Genomic DNA, 24,855 nt, shown 5'->3' with positions numbered 1-24,855 from the left:
GGAGACGCAGGCGCAGGCGAGGCAGCGGGTCGTGGTGGTGGGCGCGGGCATGGCCGGCGTGCAGACCGCGGTCGCGCTGCGCGAACAGGGCTTCACCGGCACCGTGACACTGATCGGCGCCGAGCCGCATCAGCCGTACGACCGGCCACCGCTGTCCAAGGCCGTACTGCTCGGCAAGGCCGAGGGCTCCGCCTTCGACGTCGACTTCGAGGCGCTCGGCATCGAGCTGGAACTGGGCCGCGAGGTGCTGGGCGTGCGCCCCGCCGAGCACGCCCTGGACACCGAGTCCGGGCCGGTGCCGTACGACGTCCTGGTCCTGGCCACCGGTGCCGAACCGATCCGGCTGCCCGGCGCGGAGGGCGTCCCCGGCGTCCATCTGCTGCGCACCCTCGACGACGCCGAGCGGCTGCGGCCGGTGCTCGCCCGGCAGCACGACATCGTGGTCGTCGGCGCGGGCTGGATCGGCGCCGAGTTCGCCACCGCCGCACGCGAGGCGGGCTGCGCGGTGACCGTCGTGGAGGCCGCCGAACGGCCGTTGGCGGGAGCGCTGCCCGCGGAGGTGGCCGCCCCGATGGGGGGCTGGTACGCCGACGCGGGTGCCGTGCTGCGCACCCACGCGCGCGTGGCGCGGGTCGAGCCCGGCACGGTCGTCCTCGACGACGGCACACGGCTGCCCGCGGACGCCGTCGTGGTCGGCATCGGCGCCCGCCCCGCCACGGCCTGGCTGGCCGGATCGGGCGTCGAGCTCGGCGCGCACGGCGAGGTCGTGGCCGACGACCGTCTGCGCACCTCCGCACCCGACGTGTACGCGGTCGGCGACTGCGCGTCCTTCCCCTCGGGAAGGTACGGCGAGCGCCTGCTGGTCCACCACTGGGACAACGCCCTCCAGGGGCCGCGCACGGTGGCGGCCAACATCATCGGCGAGACCCCCGCGGTCTACGACCCGGTGCCCTACTTCTGGTCCGAGCAGTTCGGCCGCTTCGTCCAGTACGCCGGTCACCACACCTCCGCCGACACCGCGGTGTGGCGCGGCGACCCGTCCGGTCCCGCCTGGACCGTCTGCTGGCTGCGGGAGAACCGCCTGGTCGGCCTGCTGGCGGTGGGCAGGCCGCGGGACCTGGCACAGGGGCGGAAGCTGATCGAGGCGGGGACCGAGCTGGACCCGGCGCTGCTCCCGGACCCGGCGAGGCCGCTGAAGGCCGCCACGGCGTAGCGGAAAAGCCCAGGTGGGAGGGGTCCGGCTTCCGACTGTCAGTGCGGGATGGCAGGCTTGATGTCGTGACCGAGATTGACGCAAAGATCGATGCTCTCGTCCCCGCCTGGCTCACCCTCCCCGACATCGCGGAAATGCTCGATGTCGAGGTGACGCGTGTGCGGCAGCTGGTCAAGGACGGCCAGCTCATCGCCGTACGCCGAGGTGAGAACCGCGCGCTGCACGTCCCCGCCGCCTTCATCGACGGGGTCGAGCAGAAGGTCGTCAAGGGCCTCACCGGGACCCTGACGCTCCTGCGGGACGACGGCTTCAGCGACGAAGAGATGCTGGAGTGGCTCTTCACCCCGGACGACAGCCTGCCCGGCACCCCCGCACAGGCACTCGCCGAGAATCGCGGCACGGAGGTGAAGCGCCGGGCCCAGGCGCTCGCCGTCTGACCCGAGCACCGAGAGAAACGAACACCGTCCGGTACGGGCCGGGGTCCGCGGGCCCCGGCCGCGGGTGACTGCGGCCGGGGGCGCGCGCGGCGTCGGTCGACGGGCGGTGCGGTCCGGGTCGGTCCGGGTCGGTTCGAGTCCGGGCCGCCCCGGCAGAGGGCGGTGGTGCGAGTCCGTCGGTGGGGTCAGCCGGGGATCGGCCGGGGCCGGCCACCACGAGAACGGGCGCGCGCCTCGACCCGCAGCCGTGGTCGCGGACAGCCGCCTCGGCACCCGCAGCCGCCGGTTGGCTCAGGGCCGGTCGGTCGCGGAGGGGCCGTGTCAGCTCGGCCCCGCCCCGCCGAACCGCACCTGTGGTTCACTACGCCCGGTCCGCCGAGGCCGACCGCACCGGTCCGCGGCCCGTACGCCATCCATATCGGGGGACACCCATGCCCGTCACGTCCGACACCGCCGCCCGCGCCCAGCTCGCCGACGCCCGGCTCTATCTGTGCACGGACGCCCGCAAGAAGCAGGGCGACCTGCCCGAGTTCCTGGACGCGGTCCTCGCGAACGGCGTCGACGTCGTCCAGCTGCGCGACAAGACCCTGGAAGCGGACGAGGAGCTGGGCCTGTTGGCGCTGTTCGCCGACAAGTGCCGACAGCACGGCAAGGTCCTCTCGGTGAACGACCGTGCCGACGTGGCGCACGCCGTCCGGGCCGCCCACCCCTGGCCGCCCGCGGTCCTGCACCTCGGCCAGGGCGACCTCCCGGTCCCCGCGGCCCGCGCGATCCTCGGCGACGACATCCTCGTCGGCCGCTCCACGCACTCCGAGACCGAGGCCGCCGCGGCCGCCGTCCAGGAAGGCGTGGACTACTTCTGCACCGGCCCGTGCTGGCCGACCCCCACCAAGCCCGGCCGCCACGCCCCCGGCCTCGACCTGGTCCGGTACACCGCCGCCCTCGGCACCGACCGCCCCTGGTTCGCCATCGGCGGCATCGACCTCGGCAACCTCGACGAGGTGCTGGAGGCCGGCGCCCGCCGGGTCGTCGTCGTACGGGCCATCACGGACGCGGACGACCCGGGTGCCGCGGCGGCGGAGTTCGCGAAGCGGCTCCGGGACGCGGCTCCGGGACGCCGCGTGAGCCCGGCGTAACTCCGGTGTGAGTCCGGCGTCGAGCGGTCCCGGTGTCCGAGGGGTGGACAACAAGTCGACAAAAAGGGCAAATTTCCCTGATTCGGTTGGGTGACCGCTGCCCCCTGACTAACCTGCGGGTATGGCCCTCGGAACCGCATCCACCAGGACGGACCGCGCACGCACCGTGCGCGACATGCTCGCCACGGGCAAGACGACGTACTCCTTCGAGTTCTCGGCGCCGAAGACCCCCAAGGGCGAGCGGAACCTGTGGAGCGCGCTCCGGAGGGTCGAGGCGGTCGCCCCCGACTTCGTCTCCGTGACGTACGGCGCCGGCGGTTCCACCCGGGCGGGCACGGTCAAGGAGACCGAGCAGATCGTCGCCGACACCACGCTCACCCCGGTGGCGCACCTCACCGCGGTCAACCACTCCATCGCGGAACTGCGCAACATCATCGGCCAGTACGCCGACGCCGGGATCCGCAACATCCTGGCCGTGCGCGGCGACCCGCCCGGCGACCCCATGGGCGACTGGGTGGCCCACCCGCAGGGCCTGACCTACGCCGCGGAGCTCGTCCGGCTCATCAAGGAGTCGGGTGACTTCTGCGTCGGCGTCGCGGCCTTCCCGGAGATGCACCCGCGGTCCGGGGACTGGGACGCCGACGTCGCGCACTTCGTCGACAAGTGCCGGGCCGGCGCCGACTACGCCATCACGCAGATGTTCTTCCAGCCGGAGTCCTATCTGCGGCTGCGTGACCGAGTCGTCAAAGCGGCCTGCGTGACCCCCGTCATCCCCGAGATCATGCCGGTGACCAGCGTGCGGATGCTGGAGCGCCTGCCACAGCTCAGCAACGCGGCCATCCCCTCTGTCCTGAAAGAGCGGATCCTCACAGCAAAAGACGATCCGGCCGCTGTACGCTCCATCGGTATCGAATTCGCCACGGAGTTCTGCGCCCGGCTGCTGGCCGAGGGAGTGCCCGGACTGCACTTCATCACGCTCAACAACTCGACGGCGACGCTGGAAATCTACGAGAACCTGGGCCTGCACCACCCATCGCAGGCCTAGACCGGCCGCACGGATATACGACACACTGCGTAGCGGTCACTGGGAGAGGGGCGTACATGGGCTGGACGGTCCTCTACATCGCGTTCGGAGTCGTCGCGCTGTGGTTGCTCGGCGAGGTGCTGCTGCAGTACAAGGCGCGGCTGCGCTGGCGACTGCTCGCCTTCGCGGGCTTCCTGGGTGTCGTGCTCGGTGTCCTGATGCCCTCGGTGGTCGTCATCGGACTGGGCGCCATCGCCTTCGCGGTCGGCCAGACCTACGTCACCCTCTCCTTCCGTCGCGGCTTCGAACAGGGCTGGGCGGTCAATCCGCCGGAGGCCCTGGGCGGCCTGGTCGGCGGCAAGCGCGCCGGCCGCCGGGACCGCGGCCGCGAGGAGCCGACCCTGGAGGTCACCGACCTCGAGGCGACGGACACCGGTTACGGCGACGTCGGCAACTACGCCTCGGACCCGGTCGGTTACGGCCAGGACGACTACGACCGCGACGACGTCTTCACCCCCACCCGCACCGCCGCCGCCGAGAGCACCGCGGTCTACGAGCCGCAGCCCATGCCCGATGACACCGGCTCCTACGGCATATACCGCGACGGCACGTACGCCGGCCAGGGCCAGACCCCGGATCAGGGCCAGGACCAGTACGCGGCGACCGCGCAGGGCGCCGACCAGACCTACGGCTACGACGGCTACACCGGCTACGACCAGCAGAACTACGGCTACGACATGGCCGGACAGCAGCAGTACGCCGCCTACTCCGACCCGTACATCGGCACCCAGACCTACGGCGGCTACGACACCTCCTACGGCGGCCAGCAGAGCTACGGCCAGCAGGCGTACGGCCAGGACCAGTACGGCAACCCCACCTACGGCGGCGAGACCCCGGCCGGTGGCGTCTGGGTCCCGCAGCAGCGCACCGACGAGACGTACGGCGGTGAACTCCCGCCGGAGCAGCAGCAGTACCCCTACCAGGGCAACGGCCAGCAGCAGGGGAACGGCTACGACGAGCAGTACCGCTTCTGACCGGCAGTCACGTCACTGAGAGCCGCGGAACTCCGGTCCCTCCACGATCAGACCGGCGACCAGAGCGCCCGACATGCCCGCGTGGGGGAGACCGCCACCGGGGTGCGACCAGCCGCCGACGGTGAACAGGCCCGGTAGCTCCGTGGTGTTCGCCGAGTGCAGCAGCCGCCCCTCGGCCGCTGCGAGGGCGGGGGCCGGAACCGCGCCGCCCTCCGTGCCGGTGGCTTCCGCGATGTCGGCCGGTATGCGCACCTCGTGCCACAGCAGGCGCTCCCGGAGGTCCGGGACGGCCCGCTCGGCGGCGGTGATCAGCTGCTCCGCGTGATCGCCGAAGACCTCGGACCTCGGCCAGTTTTGGCCCGGGAAAGCCGGCACGGTCGCGGTGAGGGTGATCGCCTCGTGGTCCGGGTCCGGGACCAGGGAGGGGTCGTCGGGGCGCAGGACGGTGAGCGTGGGACGCGCGTCGAGCCCCCTGATCGGGCCGAACACCATGTCCAGCTCGCGCTCCCGGTCCTCGGCGTGCAGCACAGTCCGGTGCGCCACCCCCTCCGGGCGCCCACCGCGCAGCGCCAGCAGCACCGTCAGACGGCTCGGCATCCCGGGCAGCGCGGGAACGTCACCGTCCCCGCGGACCTCGGAGCCCCGCACACAGCCGCTCAGCACCTCGGGAGCGACACCGGCGACCACGAACTCCGCCTCCGTCACCGTCCCGTCGGCCAGTTCGAGTCCCGCCGCCCGACCGTCCTTCTCCAGCACCCCGGTGACCTCGGCGCCGAAGTGGAACTCGACCCTGCGCGCCACACATCGCTCGTACACCGCGCGCGCCAACTCCCGTATCCCGCCCCGGACATACCAGGTACCGAAGGCGTGCTCCATGTACGGCAGCACCGCCGCGCTCGCCGGCGCGACCCGCGGGTCCAGGCCGTACGCGAGCGCGTGGCTCTCCAGGAGGGCGACGAGCCTCGGGTCGCGCAGCTCCCACGCGCCCACCTCGGCGAGCGTGCCGGCCCGGCGGGTGCGGAGCAGTTTCTTGTGGGGGACCGAGGGATAGGGCTCGCGGTCGGCCAGCACCGACCAGTTCGGCCACAGGGGTTCCTCCAGGAGCGGCCGACGGGTGCGGTCCCAGGCCTCGCGGGCCCGGACCAGGAAGTCGCCCCAGCGGTCGCCCGAGCCCGAGCCGAGCGCCTCCTCCAGTGCGGAGACGACACCCGCGCGCGAGGCGTTCGGCAACGAGGCCTCGGTTCCGTCCGGGAAGAGGTGCCGCGATGACGGGTCGACCTGGACCAGCTCGACGACCGACTCCAGCGGCTCCTTGCCGGTCTTGACGAACAGATCGCGGTAGACCGCGGGCAGCGGAAGCAGCCCCGGTCCGGTGTCGAAGGCGAACCCGTCGCGCTCGAGACGGCGCACCGCACCGCCGTACGTCTCCGTACGCTCGTACACCGCCACCCGGTGGCCCGCGACGGCCAGCCGGGCAGCGGCCGCCATCGCGCCCATCCCGGCGCCGATCACCGCAATCCGTGCCATGCCTGCGACTTTATCGGCCACCACTGACAGCCGGTCGGGGTGGTGGCCGGGGCCGTGGTGACTCGGGTGCGCGCTGGGGGCGGGCACCCGGGCGACCGCGCCGGCGTCAGCCCGGTGGCCAGCCAGAGCGTCCCGCGAGCCGTTTCTCCTCGCGGCGTTGCGCCCGGCGGCGCAGGAAGCGGCGGATCCGGGAGATGAAGAACACGAGTATCACCAGGCCGCCGACGAGCAGCACGGCCGCGATGATCGCCGCCGCCTCCGGGTGGAAGATCGCGAAGGTGACGAGCCCGCCGACCCCGAGATCCTCGGCCAGGCTCACGATCACATTGCTGAAAGGCTCCGGCGAGGTGTTGACCGCCATCCGCGTCCCGGCCTTGACGGCGTGGCTGGCCAGCGCCGTCGAACCGCCGACCAGACCCGCGACGACGTCGTTGAGCGAACCGCTCTGCCCGGCGAGCACCGCGCCGACCCAGGCGCCCGCGGCCGGCCGGATCACCGTGTGGACCGAGTCCCACGCCGAGTCGACGTACGGGATCTTGTCCGCGACCGCCTCGCACAGGAACAGCACGCCCGCTGTGACGAGCACCTCAGGGCGCTGGAGCGTCTCGGGGACGTCGTCGCTCAGTCCGGTCGCGCCGAAGACGCCGAGCAGCAGCACGACGGCGTACGCGTTGATTCCGCTGGCCCAGCCGCTGGTGAAGACGAGAGGGAGTACCGACACGGAGGCGATCGTAACCACTCGGCAACGGAGCGTCCTGGGCCTGAGTGCGCAGGTCTGAGTACGCGTACCTAGTGGGTGAGATGAGTACGCGCGCGGATGGGGGCCGACCTGCGCGAACGAGAGAGTGGAGCCACGGAGAAGGGGAACGGCTTCAGCACCGGCGACACGGGGCGCCGGAGCGGAGCCGCCCCGGATCCGCTCCTTCCGCCGGCGGAAGTCGGCGGGAGCGAGGCACGGGGGACCCGGGGGAACGACCGAACGGGGGTCCAACGGGGGACACGGGGGAAAACGGGGGAGCACGAGAAGGCGCCGGTTCGAGGTGGCCCGCGGGGGACGCGGCCACCACGGACCGGCGCTTTCGTCTGTCTACGCGCGCGTACCGGCCTCAGCCCCGGCCGCTCACCCGCCCCTGAAGCAGCCGCGACAGTGCCGAGTGCACATCGTCCAGCGAGCGCTCCGGCTGGAACGCCTTCCAGTCCAGGGCGGCCACCAGCACCATGCCGACCAGCGCGGACGCGGTCAGCGAGACGTCGATCGCCTCGTGGAACTCGCCGTTCTCGATCCCCTCGCGCAGCACGCCCTCGACGACGGCGACCGCCTGCTGCCGGACCACCAGGAGCGTGGACTGCCAGGCCCGGTTGGTGCGCCACAGCTCGGCCACGTACAGCTGGGTGAAGGCCGGATAGCGGTCGATGAAGACCAGACCCGCCCGGATCATCGCGTCCAGGGCGTCCGTCCTGCTGCCGCCCTCCGTCGCCGTCCGCTCGGCGGCTTCCCGGAGGGAGGCGGTGAGCAGGCCCACACCGTGCCGCAGCAGCTCCTCGAAGAGGACGGACTTGCTCGCGAAGTTGTAGTAGACCGTGCCCTTCGCCACCCCCGCGCGCTCGGCGATCTCGTCGACGGTGGTGGCGGAGAAGCCCTGCTCCGCGATGAGCGTGACGGCCGCCTCGTAGAGCTTCTGCCGGGTGGCCTCGCGGCGCGTGCTGCCGCTGCTGCTTTCCATGGCCCCGATTCTCACAGCTGCCGGGGGCCCGGCGGTCGTCGAGGTCACAGGCTCAGCTCCGGATGCAGTCGGTCGAGCGTCCACACCTGGCGGCGCCGGGCCGACAGCGCGGTCAGCGCGAGCGCGCCCGCGGTGAAGGCCGTGAGCACCACGCACGCGTGCCACACCGGACCGAGACCGCCGCCCGTGATGAGCCTGCGCAGCGCCTCGACGACGTAGCTCATCGGCAGGAAGGGATGGAGCGCGTTGAAGAAGCCCGGGCTGGTCTGCACGGGGTAGGTGCCGCCCGCGGACGTCAACTGGAGCATCAGGAAGGCCAGGACGAGGATCCGCCCGGCCGCTCCGAAGCGGGCGTTGAGCCACTGCACGATCGCCGCGAAGCACGCCGTCACCAGGAACAGGAAGCCCACCGTGCCGGCCGCCCGCACCATCTGGAGGCCGATCGCCCAGTGCAGCACCGACATGAGGGCCACCGTCTGGAGCACCCCGAGCGCCACCACCGGCAGCCAGCCCGCCAGCGCGATCCGCCACGCGGGGGCGCCCGCGGCGAGCGCGCGCCGGTTCATGGGCGCGACCAGCATGTACGCCACCATCGCGCCCACCCACAGGGACAGCGGGATGAAGTACGGGGCGAAACCGGTGCCGTAGTTGGGCGCCTTGTGCAGGTCCCGGGAGACCAGCTGGACCGGGTCGGCCATGACGCCGGTGCGCTCGTCGCGGTCGGCCTTGTCGTAGTCGGGGATCTGGTCGGCGCCGTCGTGCAGCCCGTCGGAGAGCTTCCCGGAGCCGTCGACGAGCTTGTACATGCCGCCGTTCAGATCGGTCGCGCCCGTCTTGAGCTTGCCGACCCCTTCGTCCAGGTCGTCGGCGCCGGTCCTGGCCGTACCGAGGCCGGTGTGCAGCTTCTCGGCGCCCGCGGCGACCTTCCCGGCTCCCTTGTTCAGCTCGTTGATCTTGGAGACGGCGTCGTCGAGGTCCTCGGAGAGGTGCGGCGCCCGCTTCGCCAGGGCCTGTGCCTGCTTCTGCAGGGTCGCCAGGTTCGAGTCGAGCTTCTTCAGGTCACCGTCCTGGTCGCCCACGAGCGTGTCGATGTCGTCCGCGATCGTCGAGACATCGGCGGCCGCGTCCCTGGCCTTCTCCAGGTCGGAGCAGGCGGCGTCGGGCAGCAGGGGCTTCTCGCAGCGCGTGTGGTAGATCCTGTCGAGTGTGCCGGAGGCGGTCCGGGCCCCCTCGGCGGCGACGGGGGCGGTCTCCACCAGGGTGCCCAGGTGCTTGCGGATCGCCTTGCTCGAGTCGGCGACGAGCTGGGCGGTGTCGCCGATCGTCTGCTCGTTGTCCGCCAGGAACGGGCCCACCTTCGCCGCGACCCCGTTGACCTTGTCGGCGAGCGTCTGGGTGCCCTCCGCGACCTGCTGCGAGCCGTCCTGGAGGTCGCCCGCGCCCTTGTCGAGCTTCTTCAGTCCCTTGGCCAGCTCGCCACTGCCGCTCTTGGCGTCCTTCAACCCGTCGGCGAGGTCCTTCGAGCCCTTCTCGGCCTTCCCGAGCCCGCCCTCCAGCTTGTCGGCGCCCTTGGCGGCCTTGACCGTGGCGCCGTGGATGTCGGAGAACGAGATGAAGATCCGGTCCAGGAAGGACCGTGACGCCTTCGTGGACGCGGCCTGCCGCACCTCGCCGAAGACCGTGCGGGAGATCTGCCCGACGATGTAGTTGTTCGCGTCGTTCGTGCGCACCTGAAGGGCGCCCGTCTCGGGGGAGTCGCCCGCGCTGGACGCGATCCGCTCACTGAAGTCGGCCGGCACGGTCAGCGACAGGTAGTACCTGCCGTCCTCCACGCCCGCGCGGGCCTCGGCGGCGCCCACCTCGTGCCACTCGAAGACGTCGCTGTCGCGCAGCCCCTCGGTGATGTCGTCGCCCGCCGCGAGCTTCGTGCCGTCGGCACTCGCTCCCCGGTCGTCGTTGACGAGCGCCACGGGGATCCGGTCCAGCCGGCCGTAAGGATCCCAGAACGACCACAGGTACAGGGCTCCGTACAGCAGGGGCAGCACCAGCAGCGCGACCAGCGCGGCCCGCGGCAGCTTCCCCCGCCCGAAGCGCCGGAGCTCAAGCGCGGCCAGTCGCGGCGAGCGCATCGGCGGCCTCCTTCTTCCGAGTCGAGCCCTGAGGGGTGCTTCGGGTGGACACCTTCACGGCCTCCTCGGGGGCCTCACTGCACACCGCCACGACCGTGGTCCCCGCCGAGGCGATCGACGTCAACAGCGCCCAGACCTCGGCCCATTCCGCCTCGGACAGCTTCAGGTCGGTGTCGTCCACGCCGAGCAGCCGCGGACGTCCGACAAGGGCGAGAGCCACGGACAGCCGCAGCGCCTCGAGCCGCTCCAGATCCCGTACGGCGGTCCGCGAGCCCTTGGGCAGGGACTCCAGGTCGAGCCCGGCGGCGCTCAGAGCGGTGTCGATCCGCAGCCGCGCCTCGTCCTTCCGCTCGGCACGCGGCCGCAGCAGCCCCCGCAGGGAGTCGCCGAACCGGCGCTGGAGCAGCGCCCGTTCCCGCAGGTGCTCCCCGACGGTCAGGGCCGGTTCAAGGTCGGTGACCCCGGCGACGTTGGCCACGGCACTCACCCGCCGCACCGCCCCGAGCTGCTTCGGCAGCCGAGCCCCGCCCACGGCCGCGGTTCCCTCGCTCGCCCTCATCCGCCCGGTGAGCGCGAGCAGCAGACACGTACGCCCCGACCCCGAGGCCCCCTCGACGGCGATCAGCGAACCGGGCTCCGCGTCGAAGTCGATCCCGCGGAACGCCCAGCCGCGCGGCCCCTTGAGCCCGAAGCCCTCGGCTGTGACGGCGACTCCGTCCACAGCCCACCCCCTGTACTCGAAGTACCCGAACTGACCGAACTTTTGAACTGACTGGTCAGTGCAAAAAGTAACCCGAACCTTCGATCGAAGCAAAAGCCCAGGTCAGAACGGATTGTCAGTGGCATACCTCACGATGGGCACATACGGCATCCCGTATCGGGACGTGCCGTCACACAGACGACAGGAGGTTCGTCATGGCCAGCTATCACGCAGCAGCCGCCCGCCGGCGCCGCGCCACCGGCCCTGCCCCCTCACTGACCGGTCCGGCGAGCGATGTCCACCCCGTGCTCCGCCGGACCACGGCCCCGCCCGCCGCCCTCGATCTGCTCGCCCAGGCCCGTGCCGGACTCGACGAGGCCGCCGTCCTGGAGACCCCCAACGAGCGCTACGCCACGGCTCATCTCGCCGCCCTGCGTACCGCCGCCGCCGTGCTCGCCGCGCGAGGGCGCCCGGAGCCCACGCCCCGACGGCGGGCCAAGATACGGAGCGCCTGGGAAGTGCTCCCCGAGATAGCGCCCGAGCTCGCCGAGTGGAGCGGGCTCTTCGCCGCCGGCGCCCGGCGCCGCGCCCGCGCCGAGGCCGGTATCCAGGGCGCGGCCAGCCGCCGGGACGCCGACGACCTCATCCGCGACGTCGCGATGTTCCTGCGCCTGGTCGAGCGGATGCTGGTGCTCCAGCCGGTGCTGCCCCAGCCACGCCAGGACGCGGACCACCCCGAGCCAGACGACCACGAGACCGGGCGGGACATGCCGGACGCGGGGTGAGCGGGCCGGGGGAGCGACCGGGGGAGCGGTGCGCGCCCGCTTGCTCCGCCGGTGCTCATCGCGCTCGGTGGAGACAGGGCTGACGCGGTGCCTCCACGCTTCCCATTAGGGTGGAGGGCGCCTGAAGCCTTCCTCCGCCCGCACCCCCGGCGAGGAGGGCAGCCCGTTCGCTCCGCCGTGCAAGAGGCGGTGCCGCGCCGAGGAGTCAACTGCCGTGTCGGACCCGCTGCGACCCCGCGCCTCTCTCCGTACCGCCGTGGTCTGGGAGGTGCTCCAGGAGGCCCTCGAGCGGCGGGTCAAGGCCACCGGCCGGGACGTCCTGGACGTCCTCGACACCGGGGGCGGCAGCGGCAACTTCGCCGTGCCCGTCGCCCGCCTCGGTCACCGGGTCACCGTCGTCGACCCCAGCCCCAACGCGCTGTTCGCCCTGGAGCGCCGCGCCGCCGAGGCCGGCGTCGCCGACCGGGTGCGCGGTGTCCAGGGTGACGCCCACGGTCTCTTCGACGTGGTGGAGCGCGGTGCCTACGACGCGGTGCTGTGCCACGGCGTGCTGGAGTACGTGGACGACGCGACCGAGGGCATCCGCAACGTGGTGGCCGCCCTGCGGTCCGAGGGCGTCCTCAGCCTCCTCGCCGCCGGGCTCGGCGGCGCGGTGCTCGCCCGTGCCCTGGCCGGCCACTTCAAGGAGGCCCGGCAGGCTCTCGACGACCCGAACGGCCGCTGGGGCACCGGCGACCCCGTGCCGCGGCGCTTCACCGCCGAGCAGCTCACCGAGCTGGTCGAGGGAGCGGGCCTGGCGGTCGGTGCCGTGCACGGTGTCCGGGTCTTCGCCGACCTGGTCCCCGGAGTGCTGGTCGACACCGAGCCCGGCGCCCTGGAGGCCCTGCTCAAGCTGGAGGAGGTGGCGGCCGAACTCCCCGCCTTCCACTCCGTGGCCACACAGCTTCACGTGCTCGGTGAGACGCGAGGGGCCGTCGAGGCCTGAGGCACCTCTCCTGGTGCAGCGCTGATCAGGGACTTGGGTGCAGATGGAGTACGCCACAGGCCCCCCGATCGGGCGCCCGGCGCCGTATGATCGAGGGAGACCGTCCGGCATGACGGGTCGGCCGCTGGGGAATGCAAGATCTAGCGAGCCGGATCGTTCATGGCGGAATCCCGGTTGGCCAATTGGCGTAGAGGGGCGGGTTTCACGGGGGCGATTCCCTGCCTATCCTGAAGGGACCCCCCGAGTCGCCCCGGCGACTGCACGATGAGGAGGACTCCGTGCCGCTCTCGGAGCACGAGCAGCGAATGCTCGAGCAAATGGAGCGAGCGCTGTACGCCGAAGATCCCAAGTTCGCGACAGCGCTTGAGGGAAGCGGGCTGCGCACGTACACCCGGCGACGGGTCTACCAGGCGGTCGCGGGCTTCCTCGTGGGTATCGCGCTCCTCATGGCAGGAATGGTCGCCAAGCAGGTCTGGCTCAGCGTGGTGGGCTTCCTCGTCATGCTGGGCTGTGCGGTACTCGCAGTGACCGGCTGGCGCAAGGCTCCCAAGCCGGGCGAGCAGCCCGCTGCCGGGGCCCCGCACGCCCGCCGTCAGGCCCGGCAGAAGCGCTCCATGATGGACCGCATCGAGCAGCGTTGGCAGAAGCGCCGCGATGAGCAGGGCGGCCATTAGTCCGACCAGCAGCTGATGCGTCAGGGGGTGACCGTCCGGGAGGCGGTCACCCCCTCACGCACGCCCTTTTACAGCACCCTTTTGACGGCACCCGTCACCCTTACCCGTCACCCTTTCGGCGAGCGCCTGACCAGCGATCACTCGAACGACGGTCGAGGCCCGGCCGACGAACGCCCGACGAACGCCCGACCAACGGCTGAGGCCCCGATCCGCTCGCACGGATCGGGGCCTCAGCCATGGGGCCCGTGGGCTGCTCAGCCCTCCTGGCCCGACGGCTTGCGCAGCGTCGGCCTGGCCGCCGCCGCCCGGGCCGTCACCCGGGTCCACCACTCCGAGACGGCCCACACCACTCGTACGGTGGAACGCGGGGCGAAGATCGCCCGCAGTTGCGTACGCCGCGGCGCCGGGTCGGCCAGTCCGGCGACCGCCTTGCGGACCTCCTCCGCGAGCCCGGCCGTCGGGCGGGGCTGAGGCGCGTAGAGGACCTGCTCCACCGCGTCCGCCACCCGATGCACCGAAGCCGCGGCCACCGGATCGAGATGCCCGAGTCTGACGATCCGGGCCGCCGCCTTGCGCGGCGTCTGCGACTCGTCCGGCAGGATCCCGAAGTCCCACGCCGTATCGGTCAGTTCCGACCAGACCGCCAGCGTGTGCAGCGCCGCGTCCGCCTCGCTGCGGCCGTGCGCCCCCAGCCGTACCGCCCGGGTGCGCCGGCGCCACAGCATCGGTGCCAGTGGAATCGCCAGTGCCGCCAGTCCGCCGAGGGCCCAGGCCAGGACGACGTACCACTTCGGGCCGTCACCGCCGCCGGTCGGCGCGATCGCCGCGGACTCGCTCGGGCAGGCCTCCAGCTTCTTCTGCTCCGCCGTGCAGCTCTCGCTCGCCGAGGGGGCGGTGGAGGGCGCCGCGCTGGCCGACCGGGACGGGACGCCCGGGTCGGGGAGGTTGCTGTTCGGGCTGTCCGTCTGCGTGTACTCGGGCTGGGTGCCCCGCGTCGGAGTCGGCTCGAAGCGCGTCCAGCCCACGCCCTCGAAGTACAGCTCGGGCCAGGCGTGGGCGTCCCGCAGCCCCACCGACACCGAGCCGTCGGCCTCCGGAGTACCCGGCGCGAAGCCCACCGCGATCCGGGCCGGGATGCCCAGGGTGCGGGCCATCGCCGCCATGGCGTAGGAGAAGTGGACGCAGAAGCCCTGCTTGTCCTTCAGGAACCGGGCGATCGCCTGGGAGCCGGAGCCGACCTGCACCTGGGTGTCGTACTGGAAACCGCCGGTCAGGGAGAAGTACTCCTGGAGCTTGACCGCCTGCTCGTAGTGGTTCGCGGAGCCCTGGGTGACCTCACGCGCCGTCTTGGCCACGACCGCCGGCAGCGAGTCCGGCACCTCGGTGTACTCGCGCCTCAGGTCCGCCGGCGGTGCCGGGGCCGCTGCCAGCTGCTCCGCCGTCGGCTGCACGACAAGGCTCTTGACCTCGTACGTCGCCCCGCCGGTGTTCTGGTCGTGGTCGCCGACGAGGGTCATGCCGTCGGGTTCGTAGCGCCAGTCCCCGTCGACCTGCACACTGCTGGGCGGGTACGGCATCGGGAGCCAGTCCTGCCGGTAGTCCTTGGCGGCCGCCACCCGGGTCGTGATCTCGGAGCGCCGGATGTCGGCGCCGAGACCGATCGGGGTGGGAAGCTCGTCCGGCACCTTCACGATCTTGCGCTCGGACGACTTCCAGGTCCGGCCGTCGAAGTCGTCCAGCGAGACGATCCGCAGATAGAGGCTGCCCTGGTCCTCGGGCTCGGTGCGCAGGGACAGGACCTTGCGGTCCTCGTCCACGTTCAGGTTGTCGCGCAGGGACACCAGTGGGTTCACCGCGGAGATCGTGCCGCCGTTCCCGCTGCCGCCGCCCGCACCGACACCGGTGCCGTCCAGGAGACCGCCGTCCATCGCCGGCAGCGCGACCGGCACCACCAGGGCGAGCCCCAGCGCGACCGCGCCGATACGCCGACCGGTGCGGACCGGCGCGACCACGCCGGACTCCCCGCCCGGGGTACGCGGCGACCCGCCGAAGACCCGGCCCCACTGGGAGAGCCGGTCGCGTCCCTCGGCCAGCAGCAGCGTCAGATAGCCGGCCGCCGCGACCAGGAACCACAGCCAGTCGGCGCCGCCGTCGGACAGCCCCGCGGCGACGGAGTACAGCGCGAGCAGCGGCAGTCCGGCCGGGGCCGCGCTGCGGAAGGTCACCGCGAGGGTGTCCACCGCGAGGCCGATGAGCAGCACACCGCCGATGATCATGAGCCGGATGCCGTCCGACTCCAGCGGCGCCGGGATGGCGTACCGCGCGATGTCGTCGCCGCCCTGCCGGAACAGCTCGGCGAAGTGCTGGAACGCCTCCGGAGTCGGGACCAGCCCGGCGACGGCCTGCTCCCGGGCGAAGACCACGGTCAGCATCATCAGGGTGACCAGGGCCTGGGCGGCCACGGTCAGCGGCCGGGCCAGCGGCACCCGCCGGGTCGCCGCGCCCACCAGCGCCTGGACGCCGAGCAGGAAGGCCGCCTGGAGGATCCACGAGGCCGGTTCGACCAGGGGCAGCAGGGCGCAGGACGCCGCCAGGGTGGCCGCCCAGGCGCACAGTGCCAGTCGTGCCCGCCCGCTCATGCGTGTGCCCCCTCACTGCCCGGACCGTTCGGCGCGCCGATGCCGGTGCGCTCGCGGTCCGCCTGCCGCCACAGTTCGGTCAGGGAGGCGCCCCGCGGCACGCTCAGGGCCGTCCAGCCCGCCTCGCGCAGCATCCGCAACCGCTCCTCGCTCCTGTCCAACGGCCCGGCCACATCGGTGGGTTCCCGCACCCAGTGCTGACTGTCCAGCAGGAAGGCGACCGCGCCCCCGCTGCGCTGGCGCATCTTGGCGGCCACCGTGGCCTGCTCCTCGTCGAGGTCGCCGAAGAAGGCGACCAGCAGCCCTTCGTTGCCCCCGCGCAGCACGTCGTAGGACCGGGACAGGCCCGTGCCGTCGGAGTGGTCGATCACCGCGAGGGTGTCCATCATCAGCCCGGCCGCGTCCGCCGACTCCTGGCTCGCGCCCGCGAACCCGTCCGCGCCCTCGCCGGGCACCGAACTGCCGGTGTCCGTCAACAGTCGTACGGAGAAGCCCCGTTCGAGCATGTGCACCAGCGCCGACGCCGCGCCCGACACGGCCCACTCGAAGGCCGAGTCGGGGCCCGCGCCGCGAAAGGCCAGGCCCCGGGTGTCGAGCAGCACCGTGCAGCGGGAGCGCTGCGGCTGCTCCTCGCGGCGCACCATCAGCTCGCCGTAGCGCGCGGTGGACCGCCAGTGCACCCGGCGCAGATCGTCGCCGTAGCGGTATCCGCGCGGGATGACGTCGTCCTCGCCGGCCAGCGCCAGCGAGCGTTGCCGCCCGTCGCCGTACCCCTTGGCCTCGCCGCTGAACCGCACCGGCGGCAGCGGCTCCACGCGCGGGATCACCGTCAGGGTGTCGTACGAGGAGAAGGACCGGGTCAGCTCGCACATGCCGAACGGGTCGGTCAGGCGCAGCTGGAGCGGGCCCAGGGGATAGCGGCCGCGCAGGTCGGAGCGGACGCGGTAGGACACCTCGCGGCGGCCGCCCGCCTCGACCCGGTCGAGGACGAAGCGGGGGCGCGGGCCGAGGACGTAGGGGACCCGGTCCTGGAGCATGAGCAGACCGGTGGGCAGCCGGGAGACGTTGTCCATGCGCAGATGGACCCGGGCCTCGCTGCCGGCGGGCACGCGCGCGGGGGAGAGCCGGCGGCTGCCGGCCACCCGGTAGCGGGTGCGGTAGAGCACGGTCGCGCAGACCAGCGGCAGCAGGGCCAGCAGCAGGCCGACCCGGAGCAGATCGCTCTGCCCCAGGACGTACGCGCAGACGGCGGCGGCGATCCCGGCGGCGAGGAAGGAACGGCCGCGGGTGGTCAGCCCGGCCAGCGCGGTGCGTATCCCGCCCTTGTCGCCCCGGTCGGCCTCGCTGTGGCCCGCCCCGGCGGCGGTGGTCATCACAGCCTCCGCGGCGGCTGCTGACCGAACGCCTGTGCGCCGTGCCCGAGCCCGATGCCGCTCTGCTGCTGGGGCACCGGGGTGCGCTGGAGGATCTCCTGCACGACCTGCTCGGCCGTACGCCGGTTGAGCTGGGCCTGGGCGGTGGGCAGCAGGCGGTGGGCCAGGACGGCGACGGCGAGTGCCTGGATGTCGTCCGGCAGCGCGTACTCCCGGCCGCTGAGGGCGGCGGACGCCTTCGCCGCGCGCAGCAGATGCAGCGTCGCGCGCGGGGAGGCGCCGAGTCTGAGGTCGGGGTGGGTGCGCGTGGCGGCGACCAGGTCGACCGCGTACCGCCGGACCGCGTCGGCGACGTGGACCCCGCGGACGGCGTCGACCAGCTTCACGATGTCGTGCGCGTGCGCCACCGGCTGGAGGTCGTCCAGGGGGCTCACCCCGCCGTGGATGTCGAGCATCTGGAGCTCGGCGTCCGCGCTGGGGTAGCCGATGGACACCCGGGCCATGAAGCGGTCCCGCTGCGCCTCGGGCAGCGGGTACGTGCCCTCCATCTCGACCGGGTTCTGGGTGGCCACCACCATGAACGGGCTCGGCAGCTCGTACGTCTGCCCGTCGATGGTGACCTGCCGCTCCTCCATGGACTCCAGAAGCGCGGACTGGGTCTTCGGCGAGGCGCGGTTGATCTCGTCGCCGATCACGATCTGCGCGAAGATCGCACCCGGCTTGAACTCGAAGTCCCGGCGCTGCTGGTCCCAGATGGACACACCCGTGATGTCCGAGGGCAGCAGGTCCGGCGTGAACTGGATACGCCGCACCGAGCAGTCGATGGACCGCGCCAGTGCCTTCGCCAGCATGGTCTTGCCGACGCCGGGCACATCCTCGATCAGAAGATGCCCCTCGGCGAGCAGTACGGTCAGCGAAAGCCGTACGACCTCGGGCTTGCCCTCGATCACACCCTCCACCGAACTGCGGACTCGCTCCACAGTGGCAGTCAGATCAGTGAGGCTCGCTCGATCGTCATAGGTCGTCACCCGGCCCTCCTCGGCCCGTTCTTTCCCGGGCCGACGCTCTGCGTTGCGGACCGGCCCACCCCGAATCACGGACACCACACGGAAATGGTTCCGCGCGACGTCCACCCCCGCATTCTTGCTGCCGTTACCGATTCGTGTCACTCGCCTGTGGACAACTGCCTGCGATATGTCGGGGCTTGCGGCCTTTTGGGCACCCCTGAACCGGAAATCAACAGCAGAACGACAGCTTCGCGGTGGGTCAGGCGGGGTCGATCTCGCGCAGCAGACCCGTCTTCACGTCGAACACGAAGCCCCGCACATCGTCGGTGTGGAGCAGGAACGGGGAGGTGCGCACCCGCTGCATCGACTGCCGTACGTCCTGGTCGACGTCCCGGAAGGCCTCCACCGCCCAGGCGGGGCGCTGGCCGACCTCCATCTCCAGCTCGGTGCGGAAGTCCTCGGTGATCGCTTCCAGACCGCAGCCGGTGTGGTGGATGAGGACCACGCTGCGGGTGCCGAGCTTGCGCTGGCTGATGGTGAGCGAGCGGATCACGTCGTCGGTGACCACGCCGCCCGCGTTACGGATGGTGTGGCAGTCGCCGAGCTCCAGGCCGAGCGCCTTGTGGAGGTCGAGACGGGCGTCCATGCAGGCCACGACGGCGACATGCAGAACGGGACGGGCGTCCATACCGGGGTCGGTGAAGGCGGAGGCGTACTGCTCGTTCGCCCCGACGAGCCGGTCGGTGACGGTGTTGCCGCGTATGGCGGCTTCGGGCGAGGCGGCAGCGGATGCAGAAGTCGTCATAGGCACGACGGTACTGGTCACAGCGATTCCGGTCCTGTCGTGAGATGGGAAAAAGAGCGTCATCACGCCCTCTCTGTGAGGTAAGCCACAAGGGGGTGGCGGTGCGTCCGAGCGGGTGATTTCCCGCGGCCCGTCGCTTCGTCCCGAGCCGGGTCGCGACGCGCAGGCCGGTTGATTGACCGCGAGACACCGTGGACTAAAGTGACGCGAAGCGGGAGGCGAGGTCTCCCCGCTGGACTGACTTCCCCGGGAGACGCCGGCCAAGCCACCGGAATCTCCCCCACGTGCGCGGCGCGCACGTACGGCTCGGCCTCCCCCCGCTCCCGGTCGGCTGACGCTTCCGGCGCCGGCGGGCCTCCCCTCCATCGGGGGTTCCCCGGTTCGACGGGGGAGGGCGGGGACCCGGCGGTGCGTACGGCCCCGCCGGACCTGAGAGGGCCCCTTGAGCCAGAGTCGACACGTCCCGGTGATGCTCCAGCGGTGCCTGGACATGTTGGCCCCCGCCCTCCAGGCCCCCGGAGCGGTCGTCGTCGACTGCACCCTCGGCCTCGGCGGCCACAGCGAGGCCCTTCTCCAGCAGTTCCCCGAGGCCCGGCTCGTCGCCCTGGACCGCGACAAGGAGGCCCTGCGGCTGTCCGGCGAGCGCCTCGCGCCGTTCGGAGAGCGCGCCACCCTCGTCCACGCGGTGTACGACGAGCTCCCGGAGGTCCTGGACCGACTCGGCGTCCCGCGTGTCCAGGGTGTCCTCTTCGACCTCGGTGTCTCCTCCATGCAGCTCGACGAGGCCGACCGCGGGTTCGCCTACGCCCAGGACGCCCCGCTGGACATGCGCATGGACCAGACGACCGGCATCAGCGCCGCCGAGGTCCTCAACACCTACCCGGCGGGCGAACTGGTCCGGATCCTGCGCGCGTACGGCGAGGAGAAGCAGGCCAAGCGGATCGTCTCCGCGATCGTGCGCGAGCGCGACAAGGAGCCGTTCTCCAACAGCGCGCGGCTGGTCGAGCTGATCCGTGACTCCCTGCCGCAGGCCGCCAAGCGCACCGGCGGCAACCCGGCCAAGCGCACCTTCCAGGCGCTGCGCATCGAGGTCAACGGTGAACTCGCCGTCCTGGAACGGGCGATCCCGGCCGCCGTGGACGCGATCGCGGTGGGCGGGCGGGTCGCCGTGCTGTCGTACCACTCGCTCGAGGACCGCCTGGTCAAGCAGGTGTTCGCGGCCGGTGCCGCCAACACCGCGCCCCCCGGACTGCCGGTCGTCCCCGAGCAGTACCAGCCACGACTCAAGCTGCTCACGCGCGGTGCCGAACTTCCCACGGAGGAAGAGGTCGCCGAGAACCGACGGGCGGCCCCCGCGCGGTTGCGCGGCGCCGAGCGCATCAGGGAGGCGCTGGAATGACGGAGACGAGAGGGCCGGGGCGCGTGAGCGAGTTGGGAAACCGGACTCACTGGAGGTGGAGTGAGTAGGAAACCCGAACTGAAAGGGCGGGCCGCCCGTCTCGCGCGGCTCTTCCCGGCGGCGGGGGGCCGCGGACAGGCGGCCCGCACCCCGTTCGTCCTGCTCGTCGTGCTGCTCCTCGGCGGTGGCCTCATCGGGCTCCTCGTGCTGAACTCCGCGCTCTCCGAAGGGTCGTTCAAGCTCGACGACCTCCAGAAGGAGACGAAGAGCCTCACCGACCAGGAGCAGGCGCTCCAGCGGGACATCGACTCCTACTCCGCCCCCGACGCCCTCCAGCGCCGCGCCCGCGAGCTCGGCATGGTCCCCGGCGGCGACCCCGCCTTCCTGGACCCCGACGGCACCGTCAAGGGCGTCCCGGGAGCCGCGGCCGAGCGGTCCTCGACAGAGTACGTACGGCCGCCCGAGGCGATGGTGCCCCTGGTGGCGCCCTCGGTGACCCCGACCCCCACGGCCACCCCCACGGACGCTCCCGCGAACAGCCCCATGCCCACCCCCTCCACCGCCCCGTCCTCCGCGACCCCGACCCCCGGCAGGTGACGGAAGTGTCCGACAGGGAACCGCCGCGCCGCCGCGTACCCGGCCCCGCCAGGCCCGCCCCCGACGCCCGACGCCGCCCCAGGCCCGGCGCCGGCCCCGGACCCGGCGTCCGCCCGGCCCGCCGCCCCGCCGCGCCCCGCCCCGCGGGCCCGCGCATCATCCGGCTCGGCAGCCCCCGGCCCCGGCTCCGCATGGTCAGCCTCGCCCTGACCCTCGTACTGGTCGCCTTCGCCGTACGGCTGCTCCAGGTCCAGGCCGTCGACGCGAGCACCTACGCCGCCAAGGCCGAGCAGAACCGGTACGTCGGCTACACCCTGGCCGCCGAGCGCGGCCAGATCACCGACCGCTCCGGTGTGGCCCTGGCGACCAGCGTGGACGCGTACGACATCACGGCCGACCCCACGCTCTTCGCCAAGAAGCAGCTGAAGATCACCGACGGTCCCGAGCAGGCGGCCGCGCTCCTCGCGCCGATCCTCGGCCAGGACCAGGCGGACCTGACCGAGAAGCTGCGGACCAAGGGGCAGTACGTCAAGCTCGCCGGCCGGCAGACACCGCAGGTCTGGAAGCAGATCAAGGACCTCAAGAGCGCGCTGGCCGCGAAGGCGAGCGACGACAAGACCACCGTCAACGTCCTCGCCGGTGTCTTCGCGGTCGCCACCAGCAAGCGCGTGTACCCCAACGGCGACCTCGCCGCCGGGATACTGGGTTGGGTCAACGCCGACGGCAAGGGCGGCGGCGGGGTCGAGCAGGAGCTGAACACCCTGCTGACCGGCAAGGACGGCAAGATCCGTTACGCCCAGTCCGGCGGCCGTCAGGTCCCCACCGCGGGCTCCACCGAGACCCCCGCGGTGCCCGGCAGCGACGTCGAGCTCACCATCGACCGCGACATCCAGTGGGCCGCGCAGGACGCCATCAGCGAGCAGGTGAAGAAGTCCAAGGCGGACCGCGGCTACGTGATAGTGCAGGACACGCAGACCGGCGAGATCCTCGCCATGGCCAACTCGCCCGGCTTCGACCCGGGCGACCTCTCCCAGGCCGACCCGAGCACCCTGCACAACTGGGCCCTGGAGGACGCCTACGAGCCCGGCTCCACCGCCAAGGTCATGTCGATGGCGGCCGTGCTGGAGGAGAAGGTCGCGACGCCGCTGACGCAGGTCGTCGTGCCCAACCGGCTGCACCGCGGCGACCGGCTCTTCCAGGACGACATCGACCACGAGACCTGGTATCTCACGCTCAACGGCGTGCTCGCCAAGTCCAGCAACATCGGCACCATCCTGGCGACCGGCCAGCTCGGCAAGACGCAGGCGCAGGCCAACAAGGTCCTCTACTCGTATCTGCGCAAGTTCGGCCTGGGCAGCTACAGCGGCCTCGGCTTCCCCGGCGAGACCAAGGGCATCCTCGCGGCGCCGCAGGACTGGTCGACCTCGCAGCAGTACACGATTCCTTTCGGCCAGGGCGTCTCCCTCAACGCGATGCAGGCCGCCTCCGTCTACTCGACCATCGCCAACGGCGGGGTCCGCGTCGAGCCCACGCTGGTCCGCGGCACCCAGGGACCCGACGGACGCTTCACCCCCGCCGCAAAGCCTGACAGGAACCGGGTGATCAGCGAGAAGACGGCGAAGACCCTCGCCCGGATGCTGGAGTCGGTGGTGGACGACCGGGAGGGCACCGGCGCCAAGGCGCGTATCCCCGGCTACCGGGTCGCGGGCAAGACGGGTACGGCCAACCGCGTGGATCCGGCCACCGGCAAGTACCGCGGCTACACCTCGTCGTTCGCCGGGTTCGCGCCCGCCGACAAACCCCGTGTCACCGTCTACTGCGCCATCCAGAACGCCACCAAGGGCAGCTACTTCGGCGGCCAGATCTGCGGACCGGTCTACAAGCAGGTCATGGAGTTCGCACTGAAGTCCCTCCAGGTCCCGCCGACCGGTGCCAAGCCCGCCAGCCTCCCCGTCACCTTCAAACCCTGACCTGCACGCCTCAGCACGGAACCACCCAGGAACCAGCTCGTGACAACGATCACTCCCGATTCCGGGAACCAGGGCGCGCCCACGCCCTCGCTTCGCTCCGAAGCGGGTCCGCCCGGTACGCTCACCGCCGTGCCACACGCTGATCAGTCCCAAACCACCCAGAAGGGCCATCCCGTGACATATCCGGGGCCGCCCAGGCCGGTTCAGGTCTCCGCCACACCCCTCGCGGAACTCGCCGACCAACTGGGTGTCGTACAGCCCGAAAGCGGCGCGGAGGTCACGGGCATCACCCATGACTCGCGCGCCGTCCGCCCCGGCGACCTGTACGCCGCCCTCCCGGGCGCCCGACTGCACGGGGCGGACTTCGCCACCCAGGCCACCGGCCTCGGCGCGGTCGCCGTGCTGACCGACCCGACCGGCGCCGACCGCGCCGCGGCGACGGGGCTGCCGGTCCTGGTCGTGGACGATCCGCGCGCGCGGATGGGCGAACTCGCGGCCACCATCTACGGCCGCCCGGGCCGCGATCTGCTCCAGATCGGCATCACCGGTACGTCCGGGAAGACCACCACCGCGTATCTGGTGGAGGGTGGTCTGAAGACCGCCCGCAGCACCGGTCTCATCGGGACCGTCGAGATGCGGATCGGCGACGAGCGCATCAAGTCCGAGCGCACCACCCCCGAAGCCACCGATCTCCAGGCCCTGTTCGCGGTCATGCGCGAACGCGGCGTCGAGGCGGTCGCGATGGAGGTCTCCAGCCATGCGCTGGTGCTCGGCCGCGTCGACGGCACCGTCTTCGACATCGCGGTGTTCAACAACCTGAGCCCGGAGCACATGGAGTTCCACTCCGACATGGAGGACTACTTCCAGGCGAAGGCGCAGCTGTTCACGGCGAAACGCAGCAGGCTCGGCATCGTCAACCTCGACGACGAGTACGGCCGCAGGCTGGTCAAGGAGGCCGGCGTACCGATCGTCACCTTCTCCGCCGAGGGCCATCCCGACGCCGACTGGCGTGCCGAGGACGTCCAGGTCGGCCCGATGGACTCCACGTTCACGGTGATCGGCCCCAAGGGCGAGCGGATCACCGCCAGGTCGCCGATCGCCGGGCCCTTCAACGTGGCCAACACCCTCGCCGCGATCACCGCCCTCGCCGTCGCGGGCCTCGACGCGCAGAGCGCCGCCGACGGCATCGCCGCGGTGCCGGGCGTGCCGGGGCGCCTGGAGCGGGTGGACGCCGGGCAGCCGTATCTCGCGGTCGTGGACTACGCCCACAAGACCGACGCCGTCGAATCGGTCCTGCGCGCCCTGCGCAAGGTCACCGAGGGCAGGCTGCACATCGTGCTCGGCTGCGGCGGGGACCGCGACAGGACCAAGCGGGCCCCGATGGGCGCCGCCGCGGCCCGGCTCGCCGACACCGCCGTACTGACCTCCGACAACCCCCGCTCCGAGGACCCCCTCGCGATCCTTGCAACCATGCTCGAGGGCGCGGCGTCCGTACCAGCACACGAGCGCGGCGAGGTCCAGGTCTTCGAGGACCGGGCCGCCGCGATCGCCGCCGCCGTCGCCCGCGCCCGGCCGGGGGACACCGTGCTGGTCGCCGGCAAGGGTCACGAACAGGGCCAGGACATCGCCGGAGTGGTCCGTCCCTTCGACGACCGCCAGGTGCTTCGAGAAGCCATTCAGAAGACCCAGGGATGAAC

At 72.0% G+C, this 24,855-nt stretch carries 21 protein-coding genes; 12 read left to right on the top strand and 9 right to left on the bottom strand.

Annotated elements, in window-relative coordinates:
- Positions 1 to 49: 49 nt before the first annotated feature.
- The 5 genes from ABKA17_RS34480 (at position 50) to ABKA17_RS34460 (ending at position 4,844) form a co-directional block, all read left to right on the top strand.
- On the top strand, positions 50 to 1,213 hold the full coding sequence (locus ABKA17_RS34480; RefSeq protein WP_502994464.1) for an NAD(P)/FAD-dependent oxidoreductase: 1,164 nt from the start codon (positions 50 to 52) through the stop codon (positions 1,211 to 1,213).
- A 65-nt stretch (positions 1,214 to 1,278) separates the two neighbouring features.
- Positions 1,279 to 1,650, top strand: a complete 372-nt coding sequence (locus tag ABKA17_RS34475) for an Rv2175c family DNA-binding protein (protein WP_353696256.1) — start codon at positions 1,279 to 1,281, stop codon at positions 1,648 to 1,650.
- 431 nt (positions 1,651 to 2,081) lie between these two features.
- Positions 2,082 to 2,786, top strand: coding sequence for a thiamine phosphate synthase (thiE, locus tag ABKA17_RS34470; RefSeq protein WP_353696255.1), 705 nt, complete (start codon positions 2,082 to 2,084; stop codon positions 2,784 to 2,786).
- 121 nt (positions 2,787 to 2,907) lie between these two features.
- A complete protein-coding gene (metF, locus tag ABKA17_RS34465; RefSeq protein WP_353696254.1) occupies positions 2,908 to 3,831 on the top strand; it encodes a methylenetetrahydrofolate reductase [NAD(P)H] in 924 nt (307 codons plus the stop codon).
- 56 nt (positions 3,832 to 3,887) lie between these two features.
- Positions 3,888 to 4,844 carry an SCO2102 family sporulation regulator gene (locus tag ABKA17_RS34460; protein WP_353696253.1) on the top strand — a complete coding sequence of 319 codons (957 nt, stop codon included), beginning with the start codon at positions 3,888 to 3,890 and terminating at the stop codon, positions 4,842 to 4,844.
- Positions 4,845 to 4,856: 12 nt separating this feature from the next.
- Here the strand turns inward: ABKA17_RS34460 and ABKA17_RS34455 are convergent, their stop codons facing one another.
- The 5 genes from ABKA17_RS34455 to ABKA17_RS34435 all read right to left on the bottom strand — a co-directional run bounded on the left by ABKA17_RS34455 (position 4,857) and on the right by ABKA17_RS34435 (position 10,945).
- Entirely contained in the window at positions 4,857 to 6,371 is a 1,515-nt protein-coding gene (locus tag ABKA17_RS34455; RefSeq protein ID WP_353696252.1) for a phytoene desaturase family protein, read from the bottom strand.
- A gap of 106 nt (positions 6,372 to 6,477) precedes the next feature.
- Positions 6,478 to 7,092 carry a DUF4126 domain-containing protein gene (locus ABKA17_RS34450; protein WP_353696251.1) on the bottom strand — a complete coding sequence of 205 codons (615 nt, stop codon included), beginning with the start codon at positions 7,090 to 7,092 and terminating at the stop codon, positions 6,478 to 6,480.
- Between the two features lie 385 nt (positions 7,093 to 7,477).
- Positions 7,478 to 8,095 (bottom strand): TetR/AcrR family transcriptional regulator, encoded by a 618-nt coding sequence (locus ABKA17_RS34445; RefSeq protein ID WP_353696250.1) that lies wholly within the window; start codon positions 8,093 to 8,095, stop codon positions 7,478 to 7,480.
- Positions 8,096 to 8,139: 44 nt separating this feature from the next.
- Positions 8,140 to 10,224 carry a YhgE/Pip family protein gene (locus ABKA17_RS34440; RefSeq protein WP_353696249.1) on the bottom strand — a complete coding sequence of 695 codons (2,085 nt, stop codon included), beginning with the start codon at positions 10,222 to 10,224 and terminating at the stop codon, positions 8,140 to 8,142.
- Complete coding sequence (locus ABKA17_RS34435; protein WP_353696248.1) at positions 10,196 to 10,945, bottom strand: ATP-binding cassette domain-containing protein; 750 nt, start codon at positions 10,943 to 10,945, stop codon at positions 10,196 to 10,198. Before ABKA17_RS34435 ends, ABKA17_RS34440 begins: the two co-directional genes overlap by 29 nt.
- A gap of 194 nt (positions 10,946 to 11,139) precedes the next feature.
- On the opposite strand from ABKA17_RS34435, the gene ABKA17_RS34430 reads away from it, so the two are divergent.
- From ABKA17_RS34430 to ABKA17_RS34420, 3 genes are all read left to right on the top strand, one after another.
- A complete protein-coding gene (locus ABKA17_RS34430; protein ID WP_353696247.1) occupies positions 11,140 to 11,709 on the top strand; it encodes an SAV_6107 family HEPN domain-containing protein in 570 nt (189 codons plus the stop codon).
- A gap of 214 nt (positions 11,710 to 11,923) precedes the next feature.
- Positions 11,924 to 12,694 carry a methyltransferase gene (locus tag ABKA17_RS34425; protein ID WP_353696246.1) on the top strand — a complete coding sequence of 257 codons (771 nt, stop codon included), beginning with the start codon at positions 11,924 to 11,926 and terminating at the stop codon, positions 12,692 to 12,694.
- Between the two features lie 278 nt (positions 12,695 to 12,972).
- A complete protein-coding gene (locus tag ABKA17_RS34420) occupies positions 12,973 to 13,368 on the top strand; it encodes an SCO2097 family morphological protein (RefSeq protein WP_171144436.1) in 396 nt (131 codons plus the stop codon).
- A 254-nt stretch (positions 13,369 to 13,622) separates the two neighbouring features.
- Here the strand turns inward: ABKA17_RS34420 and ABKA17_RS34415 are convergent, their stop codons facing one another.
- From ABKA17_RS34415 to ABKA17_RS34400, 4 genes are all read right to left on the bottom strand, one after another.
- Positions 13,623 to 16,007: a transglutaminase TgpA family protein gene (locus tag ABKA17_RS34415; protein ID WP_353696245.1), complete on the bottom strand. Its 2,385-nt coding sequence runs from the start codon at positions 16,005 to 16,007 to the stop codon at positions 13,623 to 13,625.
- Positions 16,004 to 17,380: a DUF58 domain-containing protein gene (locus ABKA17_RS34410; protein WP_353696244.1), complete on the bottom strand. Its 1,377-nt coding sequence runs from the start codon at positions 17,378 to 17,380 to the stop codon at positions 16,004 to 16,006. Before ABKA17_RS34410 ends, ABKA17_RS34415 begins: the two co-directional genes overlap by 4 nt.
- Positions 17,380 to 18,408 (bottom strand): AAA family ATPase, encoded by a 1,029-nt coding sequence (locus tag ABKA17_RS34405; protein WP_353696243.1) that lies wholly within the window; start codon positions 18,406 to 18,408, stop codon positions 17,380 to 17,382. The genes ABKA17_RS34410 and ABKA17_RS34405 overlap by 1 nt, the downstream gene beginning before the upstream one ends.
- A gap of 238 nt (positions 18,409 to 18,646) precedes the next feature.
- A complete protein-coding gene (locus ABKA17_RS34400) occupies positions 18,647 to 19,255 on the bottom strand; it encodes a beta-class carbonic anhydrase (RefSeq protein ID WP_353696242.1) in 609 nt (202 codons plus the stop codon).
- 379 nt (positions 19,256 to 19,634) lie between these two features.
- On the opposite strand from ABKA17_RS34400, the gene rsmH reads away from it, so the two are divergent.
- The 4 genes from rsmH to ABKA17_RS34380 all read left to right on the top strand — a co-directional run bounded on the left by rsmH (position 19,635) and on the right by ABKA17_RS34380 (position 24,853).
- Positions 19,635 to 20,591 (top strand): 16S rRNA (cytosine(1402)-N(4))-methyltransferase RsmH, encoded by a 957-nt coding sequence (gene rsmH / locus ABKA17_RS34395; protein WP_353696241.1) that lies wholly within the window; start codon positions 19,635 to 19,637, stop codon positions 20,589 to 20,591.
- 60 nt (positions 20,592 to 20,651) lie between these two features.
- Positions 20,652 to 21,188: a cell division protein FtsL gene (ftsL, locus tag ABKA17_RS34390; RefSeq protein ID WP_353696240.1), complete on the top strand. Its 537-nt coding sequence runs from the start codon at positions 20,652 to 20,654 to the stop codon at positions 21,186 to 21,188.
- 5 nt (positions 21,189 to 21,193) lie between these two features.
- On the top strand, positions 21,194 to 23,158 hold the full coding sequence (locus ABKA17_RS34385; RefSeq protein WP_353696239.1) for a peptidoglycan D,D-transpeptidase FtsI family protein: 1,965 nt from the start codon (positions 21,194 to 21,196) through the stop codon (positions 23,156 to 23,158).
- A gap of 174 nt (positions 23,159 to 23,332) precedes the next feature.
- A complete protein-coding gene (locus ABKA17_RS34380; protein ID WP_353696238.1) occupies positions 23,333 to 24,853 on the top strand; it encodes a UDP-N-acetylmuramoyl-L-alanyl-D-glutamate--2,6-diaminopimelate ligase in 1,521 nt (506 codons plus the stop codon).
- Positions 24,854 to 24,855 lie beyond the last annotated feature (2 nt).

Origin of the sequence: Streptomyces sp. RG80 (genome assembly GCF_040446465.1) — a bacterium.
GTDB lineage: Bacteria > Actinomycetota > Actinomycetes > Streptomycetales > Streptomycetaceae > Streptomyces.
Note: the sequence above shows the minus strand (reverse complement) of the source record. Positions and strands in the feature narration are given on the sequence as shown.